This window comes from Longimonas haloalkaliphila, assembly GCF_055379825.1.
Map to the genome: position 1 here is coordinate 122,261 of NZ_AP043948.1, position 23,446 is coordinate 145,706.

Genomic DNA, 23,446 nt, shown 5'->3' on the forward strand with positions numbered 1-23,446 from the left:
ACTCGGCCCCAATGCACACTCTCGTGGGGCGTACCTGGCTGGATCATATACACCGAACACGATTTTTGTTGGTATCGATCCTTTGATTAGTTTGCTTGGATAGCCTAATGGCTGTTGAAGCTTCACTATCATACTTATTTTTGTTATGGACTTGACCGCTGACCTTGCCATTATCCTGCTTAGCGCAGCGGTCATGGGCTTTGTGGCAAAGCAGACGCGCCAGCCGACAATCGTGGGGTACATCGTTGCCGGAGTGCTCATCGGGCCTGCTGTGCTGGGCATTGTTGAAGTCAGCGAGCTTACCGAAACACTCTCTGAACTGGGTCTGGCCTTTCTTCTCTTCCTTCTTGGCATCAAGATGCGGCTCGACGAGGTGCAGCACGTCCTTGCTCCAGTCGTCAAAATTTCGGGGCCGCAGATGGTGCTTGTAGCCCTTGCTGGAGGTGGTATTGCGCTATCCTTGGGGTTCACCAGTATGGAGGCACTCATCATCGCTCTGGCGGTGATGTACAGCTCTACCGCTGTAGTGATTAAGATGCTCACCGACAAAGACGAGGCTACCTCGCTGCACGGTAAGATCGATGTCGGTATACTGCTCGTACAGGATGTGGTGGTGGTGATTCTGCTGGCGGTGGTGGCAGCCGGACGCCCCGAGAGCCTCGCTGAAGTGGGGACTACGCTGGCCATCGTGCTCACGCTGGTAGCCATCATCAGCGTCGCCGCGCTCGCGGCCTCCCGCTATGCGCTGCCTCCGCTGTTTCGGCGTATTGCCGACAACAAGCAGGTGTTTTTCCTGATTGCCATCTCGTGGGCCTTCCTTTTCGTGCTTATCTCTAAGGAGATCAACGTGATCCTTGCCCCGCTCGGCATTGAGGCGTATCTCTCGATCGAGATGGGGGCCTTCCTTGCCGGACTGGCTATCGCGCAGCTGCCGTACAGCAAGGAGCTAAAGGATCGCATCAACCCGCTCACAGACCTCTTCGTGATGGTCTTCTTTGTGACGGTTGCGCTCGATCTTGAGGCCAGCGCCCTGCTTTTCTACTGGCAGGAAGCGGTGATTACTGCGCTTGTCCTCATGCCCGTGAAGTTCCTTATCTTCTTCGCGCTCATTAACTGGCAGAAGTTTGACCTGGAAACGACCTTTCTCGGCAGCATCAACATGATCCAGGTCAGCGAATTTGGTATCATCTTCGGCGTGGCGGCGTTCGCCGGTGATTTCGTCGGGCAAGAAGTGCTGGGCTACTTGACGCTGCTCGCCCTTATCACCATGGCGGTGTCGGTCTACTTCATCGAATACAACCATGCGCTTTACACACGCCTTGGGCCATATCTCAAACGCTGGGAGACAGAAAGCACGTTCGAAGGCGGGAAGAAGGAATATCAGAACCACGCAATTGTAATCGGCTACGATGCGGTTACCCGAAATATCTTGCCCCTGCTCGCTGAACGCTACGAAGATGTCGTCGTGGTAGACCGGCGCGTCGATCATATTCAAGTCCTTACAGAGGAAGGGTACACCGCTCTCTATGGCGACTTTCGCAACGCCACGATTCGCAAAGACGCTGCACTCAAGCGTGCCGCATTTGTGATCTCTTCGTCCGTCGAGCTGGATGTAAACAGCGCGCTCCTTCGTGAAACATCAGACGAAGCGATTGTCTTTGTCGAGGCAACGGAAATCGATGATGCTCGTGCGCTTTACGATCGGGGGGCACACTGCGTCATTATGAGCACGCGGCTGGCAGGCGACCGGCTTTCGTCCTACCTCAAGGCTTATCTTGAGGATGAGGGCGCGTTTAAACGAATTGCCAAAGCCGATGCCGAGTTGCTCCGTAGCCCCGCCCCCCTTCCTGCAATGCATAAAAAAATGGTAGGTAACCTTGATGGTTGATCTTCTCACCGCCCTCGCCATCATATTTATCGTTGCCGGGCCGTTCCTGCTTATCGCAAATAAGTTTGAACTGCCCACTGTCCCGCTACTTATTGTAGCAGGACTTGTGGCAGGGATGTTTATCGAAGAAGAACTCACCCTGGAGCTCGCTCAGTATGGCATTGCGCTGCTCGTTTTTTCATTTGGTGTGGGTATCCAGTTCGATACCGTGCGTACGGTATTGCTTGATAGCGAGATCGCTACCCTCGGGCAGATTCTTGTCGTGGGCTCGCTTGGGATCGGATCTGGACTGGCCTTTGGCATTCCCCTGCAGGAGTCGATCTATCTCGGAATTGCCGCAGCTCTGTCGTCGACTATTGTGGGGACAGCGCTTCTCCAAAAAGAAATTCGCCGCAACCTCGTGCGGGGGCGCTTGGCTCAGTCCATCCAGTTTGTTCAAGACCTGATTGCACTTGTTCTGCTACTCATATTGAGCGCCGAGGCCTTTGCGATGGACCCGATTGCCACACAGATCGGGTACGGGTTGATGCTGCTCGTCGGGGCCGTCCTTGTGAATCGGTACGTCTTCGATCTGCTCGGGCGACTGGCCGGCGGATCATCGGAGTTGATGATTATTGGTGCGGTATCGCTCCTCGTCCTGTTTATGAGTGCAGCCGAAGCCATTGGCGTTTCAATCGTCGTGGGAGCATTTGCTGCGGGGCTCGCCGTTCGGCACGACAAAGACCGCTACATGGGGCTGTATAATGGCATTGAGTCGATCAAAGACTTCTTTATTGCCATTTTCTTTGTGACGATCGGCGCACTCGTGGCGGTTCCTACAGTAGAAAAGGTACTTCTTGCCAGTGGACTCGTGTTGTTAACAGCTGTTGCAAAGCCGATTGTAACCACTGCTATCCTAATTTACCAGGGCTACGAAGCACGCTCGGCAACACTGACGAGTCTAAGTATCGACCAGGTGAGCGAGTTTGCCCTGATCATTGCCATTGAAGCGCTCATTCTTGGCTTTCTGGAGCAGTCGGTATTCGATGCCATCATTTTGGCCACTGCGGTGACGATGATCACTTCCAGCCTCAGTCAACGCTATGACGAACAGATCTACCGGGCCCTCGCTGATCGTGGGCTGATTGTTGGGCGGCACGACAAAATCGATGCCTGGAGCAGCTGCGCAGATGATGTTACTGACCACGTAATCATCGTCGGTTATGGTCGCCAGGGGCAGCAGCTCGTTGAAACCTGTGAGGCGATTGGTCAACGGTACATCGTAATCGAGAATGATCCTGTACTGCGCGACACGGTGCGCCTGGAGTGCAAAGAGTTTGTCTTTGGCGATGCGATGGAGAAATATACCTGGGAAAAGGCCCATCCTGAAGCAGCCCGACTTGTCATTTCAACAGTTCCTATTGAGCCGCTCTCGCGCCGTATTCTCAATTTGGCTTCCGGAACCGACACCATTCTCAGTGCAGACACTGTAGACTCAGCATTCGACTTGCTCAATCAAGGCGCTCTGTACGTTACGGTAACAGACCTACTGGCTGGCGAGCAACTGGTGCAATACGTGCAGGCCCTGATACATGGAGACTTGACGCCTGAGGCGCTTCGTTATAAGCAGCAACAGCTTCTCGAAAAGCGCTCTGATAATGCGGTATACCGATGAGTTGTGTAGCTTACATTGAGCCCGCTCTACCGATCCATGCACGTGCTAAGGAAGTTGGCTCCTCTGGTCGTAATACGGTGAACACAAAAGAGGGCTTCCCATTCAGCATGGTTATTTCCATCTTTGCTTTGATTCACAGTAGTACGATATGGGCGAGCTTGACATTCTGTTCAATTTAGGGACTATCATCGGCGGGGCCTTTATCGTTGTACTGGCAACACGATGGCTCAACGTTCCTAACATTGTGGCGTATATCGTAGCGGGTCTGCTTTTGGGGCCCGTTACGGGGATCCTTTCAGTAACCCACACACTGGAGCTGATCGCCGAGTTTGGCATTGCACTTCTGTTGTTTCTGGTTGGGCTGGAGCTTAGCATCGCTAAAATTAAGGATGTGGGACCCGTAGCCGTGGCTGCTGGATTGGGCCAGGTCGTGTTCACCGCAGCAGGCGGATTTGGCTTTGCTTACCTACTGGGCTTTGATCCATTTGAGGCTCTGTTTATTGCCATTGCCCTAACGTTTAGCAGCACGGTCGTTGTTGTAAAACTGCTGGAGCAGAAAGATGACCTGGACGCACTCTATGGGCGTATTGCGGTGGGAATATTTCTGGTCCAGGACTTGGTGGTGGTTGTTGCCCTCACCTTTGTTGCAGGTATGACCGAAACCGACGCGGTAGAAACGGCAGAAATCTTGTCGAACCTGGGAGTTGCATTTGCCGGCATGATTGGGCTGCTCGTTGTTGCGCTTCTGGCGTCACGCTACGTGCTCCCATCGTTGTTTGGATGGGTGGCTCGGTCTCCAGAGGTGTCATTCATCTGGGCCCTCTGCTGGTGTTTTCTGTTTGTACTGGCCGCCGAAGAAATGGGGCTCTCGGTAGAGATCGGTGCCTTTCTCGCAGGTATCGCTTTAGCACAGCTTCCGTATAATCATGACTTGCGGCGGCGCGTGAATCCGCTCGTTAACTTTTTCATTGCTGTGTTCTTTGTGTACCTGGGGCTGCAGATGGAACTGGGAGCTGCCCTCCAGTACTGGGATGCGGCGCTCGTGCTGTCGCTCTTCGTTCTGATTGGCAACCCGCTCATCTTTATGATCATCATTACTCGGATGGGCTACTCAGAGCGCAACTCGTTTTTGACGAGTGTAACCGTTGCCCAAATCAGTGAGTTCTCGTTTATTCTTGCCGCGATGGCGCTGAGCGCAGGTCTGATTGAAGAGTCGATCCTATCGCTTATTGCGATCATTGGATTTGCAACGATCGGAATATCGGCTTACATGATCCTGTATAATGAGGAGTTGTACGAGTTCATGCATCGCTGGGGGCTCCTTCGCATCTTTGGGGCGTCAACTGAAACCGAAGAGCCCGAAGATGCGCCACTGAGCAATCATGTTATTGTGGTTGGCATGAATACAATGGGACGACGCATTGTTAACGACCTTTGCCAGCGTGGCCAAACTGTCTTGGCAATTGATTATGATGCAAAAAAGCTGGAGGGCTTACCGTGTAAGGGGTTGCAAGGTGATGTCAGTCATTCTATGGTTATCGAGGCAGCACGGTTTGAGTCGGCTCAACTGGTAGTCTCTGCGCTCAATATTGAGGAAATCAACAATCTACTGGCGTTCAAAGCTAATCAGGCGAACGTTCCATGCAGCATTCATGCGTTCGATCACTCTGTCCGACATGATCTAAAGGTCCTTAATACAGATCATATGCTCAACTCACAGCAGGCTGGTGCGAATCGTATTTTGAGTGCTTTGCAAGCCCACATCAAGTCCGATTGAAAGATGTGCTCTTCCCCGTAAGCATCTAACCTACCTACAGAGCCCCTGCAATCATGGTCGAAATCACGGTTCTTCTTACAGTTGCTGCTATTGGGTTCGGGGCTGCTCATTATTTCCGCATGCCTGCTATTCCATTCTTGTTAGCTGCCGGGCTGATCCTGGGGACTACTTCCCTCTTAGGCGATTAGGAATTCGTGCAAGATGTGATGATACTGGGGGTTACAATACTGCTGTTTTTAGATGGCACCGATCTGAGCGCGCGCCGGGTGGGGCACTATAAAAAGCTGGCTATTGAAATTGGCACGCTTCAATTTTTGGCGCTGGCAGGAGCAGGCATCGCGGTGGCATCGGCACTCGGTTATGTGTTGGTCGATAGCCTGTACATCGGACTTGCTCTGGCGGCCAGTTCTACGCTTGTGGCGGTTCGCCTTCTGCAAAAACGTCGTCAGATGTTTGAGCCGTTTGGGCGCACCGTAACAGGCGTTCTTCTCGTACAAGACGTACTCATCATTGTGCTTATTCCCTTGCTCACCCGCGTGGGTGATGGTACGCTGGCTATGCTTCAAGGGGTAGGGGGAACACTGCTGTTAGGTGCACTCGCGGTGCTAATGGTGCAGTACGTAGCCCCAAAGCTCATTGTAGATCTGGAGCTCGATAACGAAAGCTTACTCCTGGTTATCTTGTCGGTGCTCTTTGCCTTTATGGGACTGGGTTGGCTGCTGGATGCCCCGCTCGTATCTGCAGCCTTTTTGGCCGGCGTGTCGCTTTCCGGGTTTCCAATTAGTGGACTGGTACATGGACAACTCCGCCCCATCTATGACTTTTTCCTTGCTATCTTTTTCACCGCATTAGGGGTTGCTATTGTTGCCCCTGGGGTGGTCAATGTATGGCATGCTACCGTCTTTTCACTGGTTGTGCTGCTTGTAACACCGCCTCTTGTTGTCCTCATTGCCGAACGAACGGGGATGTCAGCACGTCCCTCAATCGAAAGCGGGTTGCTACTGGCCCAAACCAGTGAGTTTTCGCTTGTTGTGGCCCTGCAGGGGCTAGTACTCGGGCAGATCACTAACGACCTGTTTACCACCATCGCGCTCACCACCGTCATCACCATGATGCTGACTCCCATGCTAACCACCAACAAGGTGGTATGGCAACTCATGCGTTGGCACCCGACGAGCCGGAGCGAAAGCCTTGATACCCAACCGAGCAATCACATCGTCGTGCTTGGTGCGGGGAAGAGCGCCCAGCCGATCATAGATGCGCTCCGTAATAAAGGCATCGACCTACTTATAATTGACGAAGATCCGGCGGTCGTTGATAAGTTGCGCACTCAGGGAGCAGTCTGCCTCCGTGGCGATGGGGCCGACAAAGCTGTTTTGCGAGATGCCGGTGTTCATCGCGCCCGCGCCGTCGTGTCTATGATCCGGCGCCCTTCCGATCTGGCCCCACTTTTCGAGTATGTTGATGACGATACCCCTGTCTTGGTTCGCGTATTTGAGGATGAGGAGGCAGACGAGATTCGCCGTCTTGGAGGCACTCCCATCTCCTTCTCACATGCCGCCGCTGATGCGTTCTTTGAGTGGTTTGATACCGAACACGACCCATCGCCCGCTGCTTCAAACTCCTCCCCTGTAAATTAGACCGTGAGAGTTCAGCAAAGTACGTCCTGCACAACCACCATCTATGGAATGTGGGTGAAAGGAGCTGGCTGAAGTCACGTAACGGAACCAATGTACTCGGTTCTCAATAGTAAACGACTGTAATTACCAAGCGGGGCCATAGCTCAGTTGGTAGAGCGCTTGCATGGCATGCAAGAGGTCCGGGGTTCGAATCCCCGTGGCTCCACACCTTCCGCCCGATAGCTGCCCCTGGCTGTCGGGCCTCTCTGTTTTGATACGCACGTCTTCGCTGCTCATTACCGCTCCCTATCTGCCCCGGAAAGGCAACGTCCGGTAGCGATTCCCACCTGTGTTGGCTATCTTGTGATGCATTGTGATGCAACACGCTCCTCACACAAACGCCACTCTGCCATGCAACTGATTGCCTGGGACATCGAAACATGCCCGTTTCCTACCGACAGCTACACAGAGGCGCAGCAGTCGCGCTATGAAGAGCGGCTTGCCAAGCGTCGCGAAAGGCATCCCGATGAGGATCCGGAAGACGCTTCGCGCCTGGTGCGAAGCCTGCATCCGTTTCTCAGCTGGGTCTGCTGCATCAGCGCGGTTCGAGGGGCGCTCGGCAACGCTCCGAATCGCCCAAAAAGCTGGACCGCGGCAACGCCCGACGAAGAGGGTGAGCTTCTGGAACGCTTCTGGAACGATATCAAGCACATCACTTCCAACGCGTCGTCGGTCCGATGGGTCACGTTCAATGGCAAGCAGTTCGATGTGCCCTTTGTTGAAGCGCGAAGCGTGCACCACGGCGTTACCCCCTTCGGAAAACAGCTGCTCGATACGTATCCTTTCAACGACGCCCCACACCTCGATCTCATGAAGCTGTGGCCTATGCCCCTCCGTCTGCACGAGCTCTGCGAACTGGTCGGCGTAGATTCGCCCAAAGACGAGGGCGACGGCAGCCGCGTGGCTGATCTTGTAGCACAGGGCGAAATCGATCAGGTCGCCCGCTACTGCGAAAAAGACGTGCTGGCAACGCTCGCCTGCGCCCAAAACGTATGGCCGCTACTCCAGGCACGGTAACGGATTGCGCTCCTTCCACACTGATACAAAGCGAGGGCATCTGCACCCCAGTGCCCTTCGTTCACTACACTCACGTAGATTGGAAGACTCCGCAACGTTAAGACCCCTGCTGGAACGGAGCATGCCCGTTGACTTATCATCAGGCAGATACATGCGATTGCCTTGATGTCTTTCCCTCCACCCCGAATGCAAAACGCACACTGCTGTCCCTGTTGCTGTCGGTGCCAGCCGCGAGGCTGTTGGAGGTAAGGCGTGCATGCACATCATGTGTTTCTTTCTGCTTCAGCCTCTCCGGTCTACCGCGAGAGGCTTTTTTCGTTGATGCCCCCTGTTCTTGATGTCCTACCCTGACACCCTGCCCCCTGTGCCTGAGGCCCCGAAAACCGATTCGCGTCCGGCATTGCTCGACCAGATCGGCGACACTCCGCTGCTGCCGCTCCACCGCATCGGGGCGCATCTGCCTGATGCGGTTACGCTGTGGGCCAAAGCCGAACATCTCAACCCCGGCGGCTCGGTAAAGGATCGTCCGGCCCGCCAGATGATCGAAGCCGGACTCGCCAGCGGGGCATACCAGCCTCATCACACGCTGATTGATGCGACCAGTGGCAACACGGGCATTGCGTATGCCATGATCGCCGCCGCTCTAAACCGCGACGTGACGCTTGCGCTTCCGGTAAACGCCTCTGCCGAGCGCAAGGCTATTCTCCGCGCATACGGTGCCGAACTGATTCTGACCGATCCGATGGAAGGCACCGACGGCGCGCAGGCGTACGTCCGTCGTGAGGTCGAGGCCCACCCCGATCGCTACTTCTATCCCGACCAGTACAACAACGACGCCAACTGGCAGGCCCACTACATGCACACCGCCCCCGAGATTATCGACCAGACGGGCAGAGCCGTTACCCACTTTGTGGCCGGGCTCGGCACCACCGGCACATTCACCGGCGTGTCGCGGCGCCTCAAAGAGCACAACGCACCCGTCATCTGCATCGCCATGCAACCCGACACCCCGCTACACGGACTCGAAGGCCTCAAGCACCTGCCTACCGCCGAGGTGCCGGGCATCTACGACGATACCCTGGTGGATACGCACGCTACCTGCTCGACCGAAGACGCGCTCGCGATGACGAAACGGCTGGCCCAGGAAGAAGGGCTCCTCGTTGGTCCATCAGCGGGCGCAAATGTAGCGACCGCCCTTCGCATCGCCGAAACGCTCGACGCCGGACACGTCGTCACCATCCTCTGCGACACCGGCACACGCTATCTAAGCGATGACTGACTGAGCGATGACTAACGCTTCGTATCCCGCTTTCTGCTTTCCCTTACTCGCAATGCAATCATGCAGACCACACCTGATGTATTAGACGCCATTCGCACCCACGCAGCCACGGGCTACCCGGAAGAGATCTGCGGCTTTCTGCTGGGAACCGTGGAGGAGGGTACGAACGTCGTGACGGCGATTCACCGTGTTGATAACGAGCAAGATACCAACCGCGAGCGGCGCTACCTCATCCCGCCCGAAGCCTTTCGGGAGGCCCAGCAATCGGCTCGTAGCGAAGGACGCGATATCGTAGGGGTTTACCATTCGCATCCCGACCACCCTGCTGAGCCCTCCGAGACGGATCTAGATCAGGCTACCTTTCCAGGCTACACCTATGTGATTGTCTCCGTGTACGAGGGGACGCCCCAAGATCTGACCGCGTGGCAACTGATCCGCGATCGTTCTCGCTTTAACGAAGAACCCATTCACACAGAGGCTGAATCCTCTCGCTAACTCACCTTCTATCCCTCTACCTTTATTCCGTTTATGAGCACACCAACCATCACCATCGAAATACCCACCCCGCTGCGCAGCTTTACCGACGACCAGGCCACGGTAGAGGTCAAAGGGGCAACCGTAGATGAGGCCCTTGACGATCTCGTTGCCCGCTACCCCGCCCTGAAGAGCAACCTGTACACCGAAGGTGGGGAGCTGCGCCAGTTCGTGAACATCTATGCGGGCGACGACGATATTCGCTATCTCGACGGGACCGACACCGCCCTTGAAGACGGCACCGCGCTCTCCATTGTGCCATCCATTGCAGGCGGATGACCCTCACTGTCCACACGCATCATTTGTCACAGCGGCACTGGTTAAACACCAAATGATAAGGGGATTGAAGATCGCAGTTTTGTCTTGTTCGAACCCCCTCTCCCTACAGGTTTCTCCCCCTTAGCCAAGGGGGAGATGTCGAAGAGAGAGGGGGTTTGAGCGAGTTGCGATGATGTAACCCACATGTCAATCACTTAACATCTTACCGCTACCTGTCTCAGTAAACCGACGCTCCTATGTCTACTACAACTGCCGAACCGGTGCTCTCGACCGATGAGCTGCGCCGCTACAATCGCCATTTAACACTGCCCGAGTTTGGACGCGCAGGCCAGGAGAAGCTCAAAAACGCTTCGGTCTTGCTCGTGGGTGCAGGCGGACTGGGTTCGCCGGCGGCCACCTATCTGGCTGCTGCTGGCATCGGACACATCGGGCTGGTCGACTTTGACACCGTTGAAGCCTCGAATCTCCAGCGGCAGATCTTGTACGGTACCAGCGACATTGGCCGCCCCAAGCTCGAAGCTGCCGAAGAACGCCTGCACGACCTGAATCCGCACGTCAACATCACGCGCCATGAGGTGCGATTGAGCAGCGAGAATGCGCTCGATATCATCGATCAGTATGACGTAGTAGCCGATGGGACCGACAACTTCCCGACGCGCTACCTGGTAAACGATGCCTGCGTGCTTACCGGCACCCCCAACGTCTACGCCTCTATCTTTCGGTTTGAAGGGCAGGTCTCGGTCTTTGCCACCGAAGACGGCCCGTGCTACCGCTGCCTCTATGAGGAGCCGCCGCCTCCCGGACTTGTGCCGTCGTGCGCCGAAGGCGGCGTGCTGGGCGTGCTGCCGGGACTGGTCGGCACGCTACAGGCCACCGAGGTCATCAAGCTGATTACGGGCATAGGCGACCCGCTCATTGGGCGCCTGCTCATGATCGACGCGCTGCGCATGAACTTCCGCACGCTCACCGTACAGAAGAATCCAGATTGTGTGATCTGCAGCGATAACGCCACGCAGACGGAACTGATTGACTACGAAGCGTTTTGCGGCATCCCCGATCCCGACGAATCAACCGACGACGATATGGCCGTTCCCGAAACCACTGTTCAGCAGCTAAAGGCCGCCCGCGACAGCGGCAACGCTCCGTTCCTCCTCGACGTGCGCAAGCCCCACGAAGCCGACATCGCATCGATCGATGCCGACCAGCTGATCCCAGTCGATGAGCTCGCGAGCCGCCTCGAAGAGCTCGACGCCCCAAAAGATCAACCTGTAGTCGTGCATTGCCGCTCGGGTGCACGCTCCGAACGGGCCACCGAGTTTCTGCGTCAGCACGGCTACGACGCCTCGAACCTGAAGGGCGGCATCCTGGCATGGAGCGAGGAGATCGACGACAGCGTGCCTACGTACTAAGCTACGTTAAGCTGCGCCCTGCACCACGTGCAACCATTTAAACCCCGTTCTACGTAAAAGCGTCCTGCCTTCATCAGGACGCTTTTGCTTTCTTTGCTCACTACCCTGTACTCTGTGTCCCCCACACTTCGTCTTTTTATTCGTAGCGCCTGCGCCAGTCTGCTGCTTATGCTTGCCTGCGGGGAGGTGCTCCACGAAAGCGTAGCGCAGCAGGCTACGCAGCGCGCCAGCGAAGCCGCACACGGTAATCCCGAAGACAGCCCGCTGGTACGCCGCGTTCGTATCGAAGGCAACGAGACCATTCGCACCTCGCGGATTCAGCAACGCATCCAGACGCAGGCAAACCGCCGCATCTTGAGCATCCCCGGCTTCACGTGGTGGCGTTGGGTCTATCAGTTTGGCGATACAATCGGAGGGCGTGTGGGCGATGCGTTCCGGTCGAGTGGGGAAGCCCCTGCCTACCTCGACCGTAGCATCGTTCAGAACGATGTGGAACGCCTGCAGGTGTTCTACGAACAGCAGGGGTTTCGGGAAGCCGAGATTGAGGTCGAGGTGCACGAAACAGACCGCGACGACCGGGTTACGGTGCACTTCCTTATTGACGAGGGGCCACCTACCTATCTGCGATCGCTCGAATACGCTGGCATTCAGGGCGCCCCCGAGTCTGTACAGGCTGAGATTATAAACGAGTCGGTCTTCGAAGATGCGGTCTCAGCCGACAGCAATCCGTTTCATCTCCAGATTGAAGGGCAGCGCTACGTGACCCCTCTGCTCCTTGAGGAACGCCAGCGTGTGCTGCGCGCGCTGCGCAACGGCGGATACGCGGCGGTTTCGCGCGACTCCATTCGTGCATTGGTGTATACGCCACAGCCCGACTCGTTCGACGTCGAAATGCGCATTCGGACCGGCACGCGCTACCGGTTTGGCGACGTTCGCTTCAGCGTTGAAGGGCCAACGCCCGAAGCCGATACGCGCCGCTCATCGCTTCAGGTAGACGTAGACAGCAGCGCCGGATATACGCCTACAGTGACCGCAACCATCGCTTCAGAGCGCCGTCTGAGCGAGGCTTTGCTGCAGCGTGCGCTTCAGTTCACACCGGGCATGTACTACAGCCAGGAACGCCTGCTTGCCACCAAACGCCGTCTCGAAGGAACGGGTGTCTTCACGTTTACGAATCTCTCGCCCCAACTGGCGAAGGCGCGTCCTATTCCCGAAACCGATGAAGCATTCGTTCCCATTCAGATAGAGGCGCGAACGCGCGAGCGGCATCAGCTGCGTGCTGAAACGTTTGCCCTGCAGCGTGAGGTCGTTACCGATGTTGAGAACGAACTCGGGTTGGGCGTTGGGCTCACCTACGAGAACACCAACCTGCTGGGGGGAGGCGAGCGTTTTCAGATGCGCACAGCGGCTTCGGTCGCCACCAACCTCGACTCCCTCACATCGGTACAGCTTGAAGCCGCCCCCTCGCTTACACTTCCGTATCTCATCTACCCGTTTGGCGGACTCGACCGCTGGTTTCGGCTTGCGGATGCGCGCACACGCATCTCGCTAAGTGCTCTCACTGCCCGCCGCGACGACCTGCGCCTGCGCATACGTGCTCGCATTGGCGCTCAGCTTCGCCTGGAGCTTGACCACACCGAATCACTGCGATCGCTGGTTGACGTTGTCGACCTGAGCGTGAGCAATCCCGATACGCTCGACCAGTTTAGCGAGCGCTTTCTTGACCGCGTTCTTGGTTCTGGAGATGGGAATGGCACCGGCATTACCGATCCAGTGCAGCGCACACAGATTATTGAGGACTACACCGAGCCGCAGTTCAACAGCGCTATGCGCTACACGCTGCAGTCGATCACCGCCAACCCACTGCGCCGCAATCAGGGCCACGTCTACGAAGGCTCCGTCGAAGTCGGCAACCTCATCCCGCTTGCTCTCGATTGGTTTGCGTTTTCGCCGGGCACGCTGTCGAATGCCGTTCCCGGGCTGGGCGGCCAGTCGCTGCTCTATCGGCCCTATGTGCGCGGACAAGTCGACCTGCGCCGCTACATTCCGGTCGGCCAGCGGTCTACGGTGGCGCTTCGCGCGTTTGGCGGTGCTGCGCATCCCTTTGGGATTCCCAATGTCGTCCCCTTCGACCGGCGCTACTTCAGCGGCGGCGGAAACAGCGTGCGCGGCTGGGCCCTGCGCAAACTGGGCCCGGGCAGCGCTACGCTCCTCTCTCCTGATACGGCCCCAAATATGACCTCCGATGCCGAGATTGCCAATATTCTTGGGGGCGATATCAAGCTGGAGGCGAATGTCGAGTTTCGCACGCGCATCATCCGGCAGCTGCTGGCTGCCGACTGGCTGCTCACCGGGTTTGTTGATGCCGGGAACGTATGGTTCGGCCCGCGCAACCCCGGTCTGGCTGCTGCCCCCGACGACGAGGTCTTAGAGCGCGCTAGCGGACGCTTTCGGCTCCCCGAGGCTGCGCAGGAGATTGGCGTCGGCTCAGGCATCGGGTTGCGGCTCGCCTGGGAGTTCTTTATTGTGCGATTGGACCTTGCGTACCGCGTGCACGATCCCTCGCCCCTGCAAGACGATATCTTTCGCAACGGATTTCGCGACCCGCGCCTGCACTTTGGTATCGGTCATGCGTTTTAGATAACGCGTTCCGCCGTATCTCTCCTTGCTCTTGCCTGTTTCTATGTCTGTCTTCGGATTTGTGCGACGCACCACGAAGCGCCTCTATACGCAGCTTCAGGAGGCCGGCACCGATGCCGAAAAAGAGCGCGCCCGCGAGGCCTTGCGGGCTACCGCTGTGTTCGGCGCCTGCTCCAGCCGCACCCTGGGGGCGCTCGCCTCGGCCATGCACCCGCGCACCTACCAGCCCGGCGAGGTGATCTACCACGAAGGCGACCCCGGACTCGGCCTGTACGTGGTGGAGGAAGGCCAGGTGCGCCTCTGCGCCGACTGGGAGCACGAACGCACCGACATGCGCATTGTGGGGTCGGGCAGACTGTTCGGGGCCCTCTCACTTGCGGGCGACTTCCGCCGCATGGAAACGGCCGAGGCCATCACTACGGTGCGGGTCTACGGACTCTTCCGCCCCGACTTAAGCAGTCTAAACAACCGCCACCCGCGTGCTGCCATCGAGGCGCTCCAGACGCTGAACCGCCTCATGGCCCGCCAGTACATCGACCTGATTGATATCATTGCCGACCGCGATGGCGACGAGGTCGCCCTACAAAGCTACGCCGAGGCCAGCGCCCGTGCTGCAGAGACGGCCTCTTCCAAATCGAAGTAGGAAATGGCGATACCAGTAATTCATCGAGGGTCGTAATACCAAAGAAGAACGTCCTTCAAAAGGATCGCTGTCCCATATCTGTACGCTCAGGGCAATACGCATTCGCTATGGTAACACCTCCTCCCTGATCTGTCCTACCCGCCAGTGCGACTCAAAATCGTGGTCGGGATGCGCGAAAAAGAGTTCTCCCGTATCGGGGTCAACCGCGAGCAAGCGTGGCGTGTCCTCTATTTCAAAAAGCACCTCACCCTCTATAGTCACCGCAGCCAACACATCATTGAACTGCCGCTCCCCCTGCTCGTCAAAATACGAATTGGTGAATTGAACCAGCAGCGTCTCATCATTGAGCCAGAAGAGCGTATTGAACAGAGATCGCCGTGCCAGTTCCTCCTGCCACTCATCCCGTTCAGGCATCACTTCCGTCTGATCCACTTTCTTAAAACTTGAAAGAGTCGGCTCAATTTCGGCAAGAAGGGTTCCCTCAATGTCGAAGAGTGTAATTCTATTAGAGAAAAGAAAGCCGACTGCGATCTTTCCTGAATACACGTCAGCTCTCACAATTGGCGAGATGTCGTATAAAAACCCCGCATGGCTGCCAAACGCATCCGGCAATGGATAGAAACTCTTCGTGACCTCACCAGCCGAAGGGTCCAGGTGATGCAGGAAATTCGGTGTGCCCTGGCGACCGTTCGCCGAGCCCACGAACAACACGTGCCCATCTACAGGGAGTGTGGCAACATCAAAGTCACCTGACTTCGCGATTCGACTGTGACGCTCCAACAGATTTCCATTTTGATCTACAAGTGAAAGCGATCCGTTTCCAGTGTTCGGGACAAGAATGGTATCCTCACTCATTCGTAAAGGGGTGGAAGGAAACCAGAATCCTCCAGGTGCTTCCGGATCCTCCTCACCAAAGTAGTTGAGGAGTTCACCAGTGCGCGCGTATTCCCGCACCTGATTTTCTCTGGTGTCGCTGATCAGAAATCCATCAGCTTCCACCCGAACATTGACACGATCGGTAAATACTTCCTCATTTTCTTCCAGGATGATTGCCCCGGTCCAGTTGATGATGTCGGTTAGTTCTTGGGCGTTTGCCTTCGGAAACACCAAGATCGATGAGATTAATAAGAAAGCAATAGAACAAAAGATATGGCGCATATAACTATTTTCGAGTTGCTTTAATTTATATGTATTTTACAGTTTGCTCAGACGTCAACAAAAAAATGCGGGAGCCCTTCTTGAAGGAAAAGCTCCCGCATCGGTTAGCGATAACTGCTATGATCCAGACCGGACCGGTCCTCCTTCACCAGGTCCAGTGCACGCATTTGCGCAGCACGTATTTGTATCACAGGAAAAACTCTCGCATCCTGTTCTTTCTCCTCGCGCATTCGACCGCATCTGCTTGTCACAGTTTATTGCAGCAATACCAGCAGTGCAACTTGTAAGGTATTGTGATAGGTCTGCCTCCATATCGAAAGACAGAAACTCAAGAACTAATAAATCTGCTGCCGGAAGTGCAGTTGAATACTCGACTTCTTCTCCAACTGGAACTTCATTTTGTAACGGAGTGATTTCAGACTCCAAACTAAAACCGAAAAAGAGAAATGTACTTATCAAGATTGGTAATGCTAAGCTACTGTATTTCACAACAAAAGATATTTATGTTTGTTTTTGGTTAACTACATTCGAAGTATAGCCAATTCTGAGGGGGGGGGGGGACAAGTCAGAAGTGTTACAAATCAGAAACTTGAATTTTCATTTACCCGGATATGAGAGACATAGTATTCAATAAAAGGCACGAGATTCTTCCGCTGCATTCAGCATAATACGTATGGTAAACCTATGTCTCTGAACAGGCACGCCCCTACCACCCAAGTCATCCTGACGCCGCCAGGCGGAAGGATCTCAACGCCTGCCTTACAATCAGAGCACACCCTATTCGCCTGGGCCTCAAGCCCTCGCATCCTACCAAAAAGGCAATTCTCCAGCGTGGCTCCTGAATCCCAGATCTCCGCTGCGCTCTGGCCGGAATCACTCCATGTAAAGTCCCTGATGGGACCACTGACAGGATCTTAAACAGCAACCAATCACCCGTCACATGCTGCAATCCTGATACATTTAGCCGTGTCGGCAACCGCGAATGGATCTCACATGCCCAGCGCTGGTTTCTCCATGCTGTGTTTTTCTGTCTCGTACCCCGCTCTCATGGGCCCGCTCTCAACACTCAACCACTACTTCTGGCGGTACAAGTACCTGTTCATTCCGGGACTGCTGTGCACGATGATCTCGGCGGGGTTCCAGATTACGGTACCCATGGTTGTGCGCCAGGCTATCGACAGCATTCCGCGCTTTGTGCGGCTCTACAACGTCTTTGAGAGCGGCACCATCCAGAGCAGCCTCTACGTCTATTTCTTTACCGGACTCCTGCTCTTTGCGCTGGTGATCGTGGCGCTTACCATCATCAGTGGTATCTTTAAGTTCTTGATGCGCCAGACCGTCGTGGTGGCGTCGCGCCATATCGAGTACGACCTGCGCAACGAGCTGTACGACCACCTGCAGAAGCTCTCGCCAGCGTTCTATCAGAACTACTCCACAGGCGACGTCATCACGCGCTCGACCGACGATATCGAGAAGGTGCGGCGCTACATCGGGCCGGCTATCATGTACGTGACGCGCTCGCTCGTGATGGTGCTCGTTGCCGTGTCGGTCATGTTCGTGATCTCGCCCCGCCTCACGCTGTATGCGCTCGCGCCCATGCCGCTACTCGCCGTGGCGGTGTTCTTCATGGCACACATGGTGCACGTGCGCAGCGACCGCCTGCAGCAGCAGTACTCCTCGCTCACGAGCCGCATCCAGGAAGCGCTGGCCGGGATGCGCGTCCTAAAAGCCTACACGCGCGAGGGCTCCGAGTCCAGGGCACTCAACAAGGAAAGCGACAGCTACAAGTGGCGGAACCTCGACCTGGCCCTCGTCGAGGCCGCCTGGCGCCCGGCGTTCCTGCTCATTGTGGGCATGTCAACGATCATCGTCGTGTGGATGGGCGGCCAGATGGTGATGGAAGGGGTCATTACCATCGGCAATATCGCCGAGTACATCATCTACGTGAACCTCATGACGTGGCCGGTGGCCTCGCTCGGGTTCGTGATTACCATGATTCAGCGCGCCTCCGCCTCGGTCATCCGCCTGAACAAGATTCTGGATACCGAGCCTGCCATCGCCGATAGCGAACAGACCGATCCGTCAATCACGGACATGAAGGGGCGCATCACCTTCCGCGATGTCTCGTTCCAGTACGAGGATGAAGAAGTCCCCGCGCTCGACCACGTCAGCTTCGACCTGCCCGCCAACGGTACGCTCGCGGTTGTTGGACGCACCGGCGCCGGAAAGACGACTCTCGTCGAGATGATCCCGCGCTTCCTCGACCCCGACAGCGGCACCGTCGAAATCGACACACGCGACGTGCGGTCTATCCCGCTCGATACGCTGCGCACCCACATCGGCTACGTGCCCCAAGATGTGTTTCTGTTTAGCGACACCGTCGCCAATAACATCGCGTTTGGCGCGATCGAGGCCGAACGCGAAACGATCAAAGAGGCCGCACGCGAGGCCGACCTGCTCGGGAACGTGAAGGAGTTTTCTGATGGGTTCGACACGTACGTCGGCGAGCGCGGCATTACGCTCTCGGGCGGACAGAAGCAGCGCACCTCTATTGCTCGCGCACTCATTCGCAACCCGCGCATCCTGATCTTCGATGATGCGCTCTCGGCTGTCGATACGCGTACCGAACAGCGCATCCTGAAGCGCCTACGCGAGCGCCAGGGCGACCAGACGCTCGTCATCGTAACCCACCGCATGTCGGCCGTGCAAGACGCCGATCTCATTCTGGTGATGGATGAAGGACGCATCGTGCAGAAGGGCTCGCACGAGGAGCTGATCGACGAGGATGGGCTCTACGCTACGCTCTGCCGCAAGCAGCAGCTCGCCCAAGAGATCGACTCGCTGGAGTAGTCCGATGCCGACGGCCTAGTGCTGTTTTACGTGAGGTCGATTGCGGCGCGCTCGTCGCCGGTAAGTTGCTCCGGGTCGATCTGGTCTTTCAAGTGCGCCATGCGGTCATGGATGTCGAGCGGAAGCGGAGTGTCGGGCGTCGATGCCTGTAGCAGCGCCTCGTACAATGCAAGCGCCCGCACGTGGCAGTGCTGCCCTTGCACAAACCGGTCTTGGCGGCACAGCAGGTCGCCCTGATGGCGCAGCATATCCGCAACCTGTAGCGCCAGATCGGTTGAGAGCGAGCCGTCGATGGTGCAGTGCGCAATCGCATCCGCTACCGGACGCTCATGCAGCGGTAGCGTGCCCGGCTCGGTTAGATCGTCGAGCGCCTCCGCAATCTCGTGCTGTGCCTCGTCGGTGCGACCGTCGCTGATGAGCGCAAGCGCCTCCGCCAACGCCTCGGTCATCTGCTGAATCTGACGCATGAGCACATCTTTCTGAATCATGGCGCACTGCTACTTTGTGAGGGCAGCTTTGTGAAGGCAGACGGTAAGAGATTGTTGCAGGGGGATGCGGGACGCCGGCGGCTTGCGTTCACGAATCGACACGTGCATCCGAAGCGCTTGGCTCCTCTTGCAAGGCCGATTCACCGCCCGAAGGGTCTCCGTTCGGGGATGGGGATGATCGTCGCTGCCAGCGGTAGAGCATCGCATCCAGCAGAGCCACCCCACCGCCCAGCGTGCCCAGCACCGCCAGCGCCGGTCCGGGCGCCCAGATGACCCATCCGCCCAGCGTACCCAGCACTGCGCCCAGGTACTTGATATACGTGAGCTGCGTGTTGGTGGTGCGTTTCAAGAGACGCTCCAGCTGACGTTCGTCGTAGGCGCGCACCTTCTCCAGGATGATGCGGTCGATGGGTACGTGCTGGATGAGCCGCGACAGCACGAGGGTACTGGTGGCGTCGACCGCCTGGTGGTGCAGGCGGAGGTACGCCGGGAAGCGCTCGGCGGTCGTTACAATCTCATGCGACAGGCGCGGCGCGGCCTGTGGCAGTTCGGCCAGCAGCGCTTCGACATGCTCCTCGACAAGATCGGGGCGCAGGTTACGCACCGTGCGCAGCATCCACCCCGACATGCCCGGGATGTTTTCGTGCTCCAGCGCTTCGAGCACCGTCTGGCGCAGCCGATCTTGCGTGGCTGGCGCATCGAGCACATCGTGCAGCGCATCACGCAGCCAGTCCGATAGCGCCTCCTGAAAACCCGGGTCGTTCATCAGGTCGTGTGTAAGCGTGGTGGTGGCCCGCCGCAGCCGGGCTGGCCACTCGTTGGCGCGCAGGGTATCCTGCAAGATCTCCGCGTTGATCAGCTCGTCCGATACCGCTTTGGCGAGCCGGTGCGCAACGTACTCGCGCTGCGCCGGCACCAGGCCTTGTCCGATAATCGGACGCTTCTCGCGGGGCTGAAACAGCATGGTGATGGCCAGCCAGTTTGTGCCAAACCCGATGAGGCCGCTCACGCATAGGATGCGAAGCAGCCCCTCAGCCGGAAGCGTAACCACCCCAAGGTTCCAGACCACCCCGTCGAAATCCCACACGAACGAAAGCATAAACCCAATGGCCAGAAGCACCGGCACGGTACGAAGCACCGGAAGCCAGCGCGCATGCGCGCTGTCATTTTTCGGGGGCGGGTCCGGAGGCGCGGTGTCGCTGGTAGAGGCCGTGTGCCGAAGCAGGTGTCGGAGCAACGACCGCGTACGGCGCTCGGAAGAGGGGGAAGCCATCGTATCCCTACAGGAAATACAGAGCGGAGGTGGGCAGAGCCGTCAGAGCCGTCGGAGAACGAGGCGCTAAAACACGCGCATCAGCGTCATGTCTTCGAGGTAGCGATGGGGGTTTTCCTGAATGTCACGCAGCAGGTCGTCGAGCCGCACCGTTACCGAATCGATATTGTTATAGAGACTGGGGTCGTTGGCAAGGCGGCCGAGGGTGCCCTCGCCCGACTCAATCTGCTCGGAGATTGCGCCAAGGGCCGAGGTGGTGCGTTCGAGGTTGGCGAGGTTCTGCTCCAAGCGGTCGAGACTGCGATTCACGCGCTGCACCGTTACGCCAAGCGTATCAGCATTCTCGCTGGTGAAGGCGTGCAGGTCGGCGGTGAGTCCCTCCAGGTTCTGGATCGTGCGGCGCAGGGTTTCTTCTTCGCTGTCGGTTACCGATTCAAGATTGGCGGAGACGGTACGCAGCGAAGCCAGCGTCTGCTGCAGGTCGCCCCCTTCCTCCATCTGCTGAGCCAGTGCCTGCGTTAGGCGGGCGGTGTTGGTGATCGCCGTATCGGCTTGCGACGTTATCTCAGGACCGCGCTGTGTAAGCTGGTCGAGGATACCGGGCCCAGCGGGGGTTTCGATGGTGCTGCCCGGCTGCAGGGGTGGGTTGGAGGCCGGGCCGGGCCGGATGCCGAGGCGCACGCCGCCGAGGGCCGAGAACCCTTTCACTTCGGCGATAGACCCTTCGGGAATGAGCACGTCATCGTTGACGCGAAACCGGACCCGTACCACCTCGTCGTCCTGGCGGAGCTGCACGGACTCGATCGTACCTACGTTTACGCCACTCAGCCGCACCGGATTGCCCGAAGACAGCCCGCTTACATTGTCAAAGTCGGCCACCAGGATGTAGCTGCCGCGAAAGAGCGGCAGGTCTTGAAAGTAACGCACCCCCACAACAAGCACAACGGCGGCCAGGATGATGGAGATGCCGACTTTCAGTTCATTACTGTATTTCATGAAAGTGCGTAGAGCGTGGTCTGATTACGAAGGAGAAGAGGCGGCGCGAGGCGTGCCTACATGGTACTCGTTAGCGGTCACAAACGAGTCGAGCACGGCGTCTTTTCGTGCATGGATGTCATCGACGGGTCCTACCCAGTGCAGCGTCTTTCCATAAAGGAAGGCGGCCCGATCAGCAACGTTAAACACCGAGTGCATGTCGTGCGTCACGACTACGCTGGTTATGTTCATCTCTTCAGCCAGGTGCTGCATGAGATCATCAATGGTGTTTGACGTTTCAGGGTCGAGTCCGCTGGTGGGCTCGTCGTACAGGATGTATTTTGGCTCCAGCGCAATAGCCCGTGCCAGGGCAACACGCTTCCGCATCCCTCCTGAAAGCTCGGCTGGTTTTTTGGGACCCACGTCGGGCATCCGTACAAGCGAGAGACACTCGTTGACGCGGTCGTCGATCTCGGACGGTGCGAGATTGGAGAAGTACTGCAGCGGAAAGGCGACGTTCTCGAACGACGTCATCGAGTCGAAAAGCGCCCCGCCTTGAAACAGCACGCCGAAGTGCTTGCGCACCTCTCGCAGCTTCTGGTACGACACCGAGCAGATGTCCACGTTGTCGACCAGCACGCGGCCTTTGTCGGGCGAGAGCAGTCCCACAATGTGTTTCATGAGGACGCTCTTCCCCGACCCGGAGTGCCCAATAATCGCGAGCGTCTCGCCATCTTCAATGTCAAGCGATACATCTTCGAGCACGTCTAACGCGCCGAAGCTCTTGTGCAGGTTCTGGATTTCGATCATGAGCAATGCAGGTCCTGAAACGGATGCAGCAAGCGAAGACGTACGCGACAACACGAGTCCATACGCCGGAGAGCCGGGAGTTTAGCGCATTAGAGCAGAAGAATGGCCAGGGCCAGGTCAGCCAGGAGCACAAACACACAGCTCTGCACGGCGGCCTCTGTTGTGCTTTGCCCTACGCCTTCAGCACCGCCCTGCGTGTAGTACCCTTTGTAACAGGCAATCGAGGTGATGATAAACCCAAACGTGACCGACTTGATCAGCCCAAAGTACGGGTCGAACGGCTGGTAGAACTGGCGCGCACCTTCGATAAACTCCGTCATGCTGAGGAGTCCGGCCGCCTCCGCGATGAGGATGCCGCCGCCAATGCCAATCAGGCACGCGAAGATGTAGAGCACTGGAAACATCACGATGCCTGCCAGTACGCGGGGCAGAATGAGGAAGCTGATGGAGTTGAGGCCCATCACTTCAAGCGCATCGATCTGCTCAGACACGCGCATGGTGCCCAGCTCAGCCGCGATCCGCGCGCCAACGCGCCCGGCCAGGATGAATGCGGTGATCACCGCAGCCAGCTCCAGCATCATAGACGGAACGACGATCGAGCCAATAATCGTGTTGGGCACGAACGACTCCTGCAGCTGATAGGCGGTCTGCACGGTAAGTACCGCTCCGGTAAACGCAGCGGCCAGAGCGACAATCGGCAGCGAGTCGACGCCGATGCGCACCATCTGGGTCACGAAGTTTCCCCAGTACGTACGCACCTCACTCATCGACGAGAATGCACGCCCCAGCAAGATAAAATACTTGCCGATAGCTTCTAAAGGAGCAAGAAGACGGTCAGTCACCAGGGCACAAGGATCAGCGAATAGATTGCGAATGGGGGCAAAGCAGCGGGCACACGTCGTGGGTAAGTGGGTTTACCCCAAGCTGCAGACAAGCACAAGTCATCACGACAGCAGTAGGTGCATGCCACGCCCGGCAGAATGGTTCCTGTTAACGCGGTATCCTCCGGATGCTTCACTGCACCAGCGCGGCAGATTTCCCGTATAATGCGTTGTAAATGCGCTGTACAGGAGCGAACAGGACCCGGTGCCCC

The 23,446-nt window shown here is 57.2% G+C and carries 18 protein-coding genes and 1 tRNA gene; 13 read left to right on the top strand and 6 right to left on the bottom strand.

Going from position 1 to position 23,446, the window contains the following annotated elements; all coding sequences use genetic code 11:
* Window positions 1-145: 145 nt before the first annotated feature.
* From ACZ48V_RS00460 to ACZ48V_RS00515, 12 genes are all read left to right on the top strand, one after another.
* A complete protein-coding gene (locus tag ACZ48V_RS00460) occupies window positions 146-1,888 on the top strand; it encodes a cation:proton antiporter domain-containing protein (protein ID WP_464540604.1) in 1,743 nt (580 codons plus the stop codon).
* Window positions 1,881-3,542, top strand: coding sequence for a cation:proton antiporter domain-containing protein (locus tag ACZ48V_RS00465; RefSeq protein WP_464540606.1), 1,662 nt, complete (start codon window positions 1,881-1,883; stop codon window positions 3,540-3,542). Before ACZ48V_RS00460 ends, ACZ48V_RS00465 begins: the two co-directional genes overlap by 8 nt.
* A gap of 148 nt (window positions 3,543-3,690) precedes the next feature.
* Window positions 3,691-5,319: a cation:proton antiporter gene (locus tag ACZ48V_RS00470; protein ID WP_464540608.1), complete on the top strand. Its 1,629-nt coding sequence runs from the start codon at window positions 3,691-3,693 to the stop codon at window positions 5,317-5,319.
* Between the two features lie 206 nt (window positions 5,320-5,525).
* Window positions 5,526-6,959 carry a cation:proton antiporter domain-containing protein gene (locus ACZ48V_RS00475; protein WP_464543151.1) on the top strand — a complete coding sequence of 478 codons (1,434 nt, stop codon included), beginning with the start codon at window positions 5,526-5,528 and terminating at the stop codon, window positions 6,957-6,959.
* A gap of 132 nt (window positions 6,960-7,091) precedes the next feature.
* Window positions 7,092-7,164, top strand: a tRNA-Ala gene (locus tag ACZ48V_RS00480).
* Window positions 7,165-7,349: 185 nt separating this feature from the next.
* On the top strand, window positions 7,350-8,015 hold the full coding sequence (locus ACZ48V_RS00485; protein WP_464540609.1) for a ribonuclease H-like domain-containing protein: 666 nt from the start codon (window positions 7,350-7,352) through the stop codon (window positions 8,013-8,015).
* Window positions 8,016-8,352: 337 nt separating this feature from the next.
* Window positions 8,353-9,294, top strand: a complete 942-nt coding sequence (locus ACZ48V_RS00490) for a PLP-dependent cysteine synthase family protein (protein ID WP_464540611.1) — start codon at window positions 8,353-8,355, stop codon at window positions 9,292-9,294.
* 60 nt (window positions 9,295-9,354) lie between these two features.
* Window positions 9,355-9,789, top strand: a complete 435-nt coding sequence (locus ACZ48V_RS00495) for a M67 family metallopeptidase (RefSeq protein ID WP_464540612.1) — start codon at window positions 9,355-9,357, stop codon at window positions 9,787-9,789.
* Window positions 9,790-9,822: 33 nt separating this feature from the next.
* Window positions 9,823-10,107: a ubiquitin-like small modifier protein 1 gene (locus ACZ48V_RS00500; RefSeq protein ID WP_464540614.1), complete on the top strand. Its 285-nt coding sequence runs from the start codon at window positions 9,823-9,825 to the stop codon at window positions 10,105-10,107.
* Between the two features lie 236 nt (window positions 10,108-10,343).
* Entirely contained in the window at window positions 10,344-11,516 is a 1,173-nt protein-coding gene (gene moeB, locus ACZ48V_RS00505) for a molybdopterin-synthase adenylyltransferase MoeB (RefSeq protein WP_464540616.1), read from the top strand.
* 114 nt (window positions 11,517-11,630) lie between these two features.
* A complete protein-coding gene (locus tag ACZ48V_RS00510) occupies window positions 11,631-14,156 on the top strand; it encodes a BamA/TamA family outer membrane protein (protein ID WP_464540617.1) in 2,526 nt (841 codons plus the stop codon).
* 43 nt (window positions 14,157-14,199) lie between these two features.
* Window positions 14,200-14,799 carry a Crp/Fnr family transcriptional regulator gene (locus ACZ48V_RS00515; protein WP_464540619.1) on the top strand — a complete coding sequence of 200 codons (600 nt, stop codon included), beginning with the start codon at window positions 14,200-14,202 and terminating at the stop codon, window positions 14,797-14,799.
* Between the two features lie 105 nt (window positions 14,800-14,904).
* Here ACZ48V_RS00515 and ACZ48V_RS00520 read toward each other — a convergent pair whose 3' ends face one another.
* Complete coding sequence (locus ACZ48V_RS00520) at window positions 14,905-15,957, bottom strand: NHL repeat-containing protein (RefSeq protein ID WP_464540620.1); 1,053 nt, start codon at window positions 15,955-15,957, stop codon at window positions 14,905-14,907.
* Window positions 15,958-17,004: 1,047 nt separating this feature from the next.
* On the opposite strand from ACZ48V_RS00520, the gene ACZ48V_RS00525 reads away from it, so the two are divergent.
* On the top strand, window positions 17,005-18,807 hold the full coding sequence (locus tag ACZ48V_RS00525) for an ABC transporter ATP-binding protein (RefSeq protein ID WP_464540622.1): 1,803 nt from the start codon (window positions 17,005-17,007) through the stop codon (window positions 18,805-18,807).
* Between the two features lie 26 nt (window positions 18,808-18,833).
* On the opposite strand, the gene ACZ48V_RS00530 is transcribed toward ACZ48V_RS00525, so the two are convergent.
* The 5 genes from ACZ48V_RS00530 to ACZ48V_RS00550 all read right to left on the bottom strand — a co-directional run bounded on the left by ACZ48V_RS00530 (window position 18,834) and on the right by ACZ48V_RS00550 (window position 23,195).
* Window positions 18,834-19,295, bottom strand: a complete 462-nt coding sequence (locus ACZ48V_RS00530; protein ID WP_464540624.1) for a hypothetical protein — start codon at window positions 19,293-19,295, stop codon at window positions 18,834-18,836.
* Between the two features lie 88 nt (window positions 19,296-19,383).
* Window positions 19,384-20,568 (bottom strand): DUF445 domain-containing protein, encoded by a 1,185-nt coding sequence (locus ACZ48V_RS00535; RefSeq protein ID WP_464540625.1) that lies wholly within the window; start codon window positions 20,566-20,568, stop codon window positions 19,384-19,386.
* 66 nt (window positions 20,569-20,634) lie between these two features.
* A complete protein-coding gene (locus ACZ48V_RS00540) occupies window positions 20,635-21,564 on the bottom strand; it encodes an MlaD family protein (protein ID WP_464540627.1) in 930 nt (309 codons plus the stop codon).
* A gap of 24 nt (window positions 21,565-21,588) precedes the next feature.
* A complete protein-coding gene (locus tag ACZ48V_RS00545; RefSeq protein WP_464540628.1) occupies window positions 21,589-22,353 on the bottom strand; it encodes an ABC transporter ATP-binding protein in 765 nt (254 codons plus the stop codon).
* 89 nt (window positions 22,354-22,442) lie between these two features.
* Entirely contained in the window at window positions 22,443-23,195 is a 753-nt protein-coding gene (locus tag ACZ48V_RS00550) for an MlaE family ABC transporter permease (RefSeq protein ID WP_464540630.1), read from the bottom strand.
* Window positions 23,196-23,446 lie beyond the last annotated feature (251 nt).

Coding starts and splice junctions, on each gene's coding strand:
- ACZ48V_RS00460 (WP_464540604.1), top strand. CDS start 146: ATGGACTTGACCGCTGACCTTGCCATTATCCTGCTTAGCGCAGCGGTC.
- ACZ48V_RS00465 (WP_464540606.1), top strand. CDS start 1,881: ATGGTTGATCTTCTCACCGCCCTCGCCATCATATTTATCGTTGCCGGG.
- ACZ48V_RS00470 (WP_464540608.1), top strand. CDS start 3,691: ATGGGCGAGCTTGACATTCTGTTCAATTTAGGGACTATCATCGGCGGG.
- ACZ48V_RS00475 (WP_464543151.1), top strand. CDS start 5,526: ATGATACTGGGGGTTACAATACTGCTGTTTTTAGATGGCACCGATCTG.
- ACZ48V_RS00485 (WP_464540609.1), top strand. CDS start 7,350: ATGCAACTGATTGCCTGGGACATCGAAACATGCCCGTTTCCTACCGAC.
- ACZ48V_RS00490 (WP_464540611.1), top strand. CDS start 8,353: ATGTCCTACCCTGACACCCTGCCCCCTGTGCCTGAGGCCCCGAAAACC.
- ACZ48V_RS00495 (WP_464540612.1), top strand. CDS start 9,355: ATGCAGACCACACCTGATGTATTAGACGCCATTCGCACCCACGCAGCC.
- ACZ48V_RS00500 (WP_464540614.1), top strand. CDS start 9,823: ATGAGCACACCAACCATCACCATCGAAATACCCACCCCGCTGCGCAGC.
- moeB (WP_464540616.1), top strand. CDS start 10,344: ATGTCTACTACAACTGCCGAACCGGTGCTCTCGACCGATGAGCTGCGC.
- ACZ48V_RS00515 (WP_464540619.1), top strand. CDS start 14,200: ATGTCTGTCTTCGGATTTGTGCGACGCACCACGAAGCGCCTCTATACG.
- ACZ48V_RS00520 (WP_464540620.1), bottom strand. CDS start 15,957: ATGCGCCATATCTTTTGTTCTATTGCTTTCTTATTAATCTCATCGATC.
- ACZ48V_RS00525 (WP_464540622.1), top strand. CDS start 17,005: ATGGGCCCGCTCTCAACACTCAACCACTACTTCTGGCGGTACAAGTAC.
- ACZ48V_RS00530 (WP_464540624.1), bottom strand. CDS start 19,295: ATGATTCAGAAAGATGTGCTCATGCGTCAGATTCAGCAGATGACCGAG.
- ACZ48V_RS00535 (WP_464540625.1), bottom strand. CDS start 20,568: ATGGCTTCCCCCTCTTCCGAGCGCCGTACGCGGTCGTTGCTCCGACAC.
- ACZ48V_RS00540 (WP_464540627.1), bottom strand. CDS start 21,564: ATGAAATACAGTAATGAACTGAAAGTCGGCATCTCCATCATCCTGGCC.
- ACZ48V_RS00545 (WP_464540628.1), bottom strand. CDS start 22,353: ATGATCGAAATCCAGAACCTGCACAAGAGCTTCGGCGCGTTAGACGTG.